This is a genomic window from Streptomyces prasinopilosus (assembly GCF_001419695.1).
GTDB classification, from domain to species: Bacteria; Actinomycetota; Actinomycetes; order Streptomycetales; family Streptomycetaceae; genus Streptomyces; species Streptomyces prasinopilosus.
The window spans coordinates 1-1797 of the sequence record NZ_LIRG01000483.1 but is presented as its reverse complement, the minus strand read 5'-3'; the positions used below and the strand labels follow the sequence as shown (position 1 = coordinate 1797).

Genomic DNA, 1797 nt, shown 5'->3' with positions numbered 1-1797 from the left:
CGCCCACCCCGAGCGGTGTGGCCACGTGCAGCCGGCCCCGGTCGTAGGACCAGGCGGGCTCGGGGTCCAGCCGGTTGGTGAGCGGCTGGACCTCGCAGTCCAGGGCGATCTGGGCCGTCTCACCGGCCCGGCCCACGAACGCGGCGATGTCCTGCCGTCCGACGGTCGTCCGGAACAGGGGCTGGGCGGTGGTGAACGCCAGGGTGCGCCGCCCCAGTCCGAGCCCGGTGGCGAGCAGCTTGGCGTCCCGCGCGCCCACCGTGACGGGCACGCCGACGCCGGTGCCCGGCAGGGCCGACCGGACCTCGTCGTCGGAGTCGTTGCGCAGCACGTACACCTGGGCGCCGGTGTCGGGGTTGGCCAGGTGGTAGACCTTCAGCCGGTCGTCCTCGGGCCGCACCGCGGGCGCCGGTTCGAGGCGGGCGAGGTCCGGCACGGTCCGCAGCAGGTGCCCGAGCTGCTGGAGCGGGGCCAGCTTGGCGGTGGGCCGGCGGGCCTGGTCGATCGGGGCCCCGTGGTCGTACGAGGTGTAGACGTGCGGCGCGGCCAGCCACCCCCACGAGGTCCCGCCGGCAGCCACGCGCGCGTTGTGCAGGGTGATCCCGTTGGCGAGGCCGGTGAGGAGGGCGCTGCGCACGTACGCCGGGTCCCGCCTCGCGCGCACCTCGATGTACCCCTTGCCCCCGGAGGTGGCCCCGCCCCAGGGGTCGGACGCGCCGACGGCCGCCCCGGCGACGAACCCGGGGGTGCGCGCACTGGCCCGCGCCCCCCTCCCGCGCCGGGCGAAGTGCCCGAGGTCGGCCGGCGCCTCCCCGGGCACGGGCGAGGACTCGAACCCGTACAGCCAGCCGTCCTTCCCCTTCCCGGCGACGGCGGGGAAGGAGCCGGGTGCCCACAGTCCGTCCGCGCGGGCGTCGTTGTGGAACAGCGGCACGTCGATCCCGTCGGCGCGCACCTTCCGGCACAGGCGGGACATGTAGGCGCCGGCCGCCGTGTCCGCCGGGCCGCCGCCGGCCCCCTCGTACCGGTCCTCGACCTGGTACAGGAGCACGGTGCCGCCGCCCCCGGTGAACAGGTGCCGGACGGCGATGGCGTCGACGGCGCCCAGCCACGCGTCCACGTGCTCCAGGTACGCGGGGTCCGCGGCGGTGGCCGCGCCCTCGGCGACCGTCAGCCAGCCGGGGAAGCCGCCGGCGTCGAGGTCGGCGGTGCCGAGGTACGGCCCGGGGCGCAGCACGACGTACAGCCGTTCCTCGGCCGCCATGGTGAGGAACAGGTCGAGGTCGCGCACCCCGGTGAAGTCGTGCTCGCCGGGCGCGGGGGAGTGGACGTTCCAGGGGACGGGGACGCTCACCGCGTTGTGGCCGTGGGCGCGCAGCTTCTGCAGCACGTCCCGCCACAGGGACGAGCCCGGCAGCCGGAAGGGGTGCACCTCGCCCGACCAGAGCACCAGCCGCCGGCCGTCGACGAGGAGGGAGTGCCGGTCGAAGCCGACCTCGTGCCGCCTGCCGTCCGCGCGCGGCGGGGCGGGCGGCCGTGCCGGCCAGCGCGGTGAAGGTACGCCTGCTGAGCTCCAAGGGAGCCGCCTCCTGTTGTGCCGCTGGTGCGGCCGCAGGGGCCGCGGGTGGTGCCGTCGGGTGTCCCGGTCCTCCCGTGGCGGGTGGTCCCGGGGGGCCATTGTCTACGCCCGGGCACCACGGTGTTCACGCCAGGTTCCCGGTACGTCCGTTTCGCCCGGTACGAGTGACGCGCGCGCGGGGTGTTCCCCGTCCGTTCCCCCGCGGACGGGCGGCCGGC

At 76.6% G+C, this 1797-nt stretch carries 1 protein-coding gene; it reads right to left on the bottom strand.

The window, feature by feature from the left end; all coding sequences use genetic code 11:
* Positions 1-1615: beta-galactosidase (locus tag AOK18_RS20090; protein WP_420865629.1), on the bottom strand; the 1615-nt coding region annotated here is incomplete at its 3' end.
* Between the last annotated feature and the right edge of the window lie 182 nt (positions 1616-1797).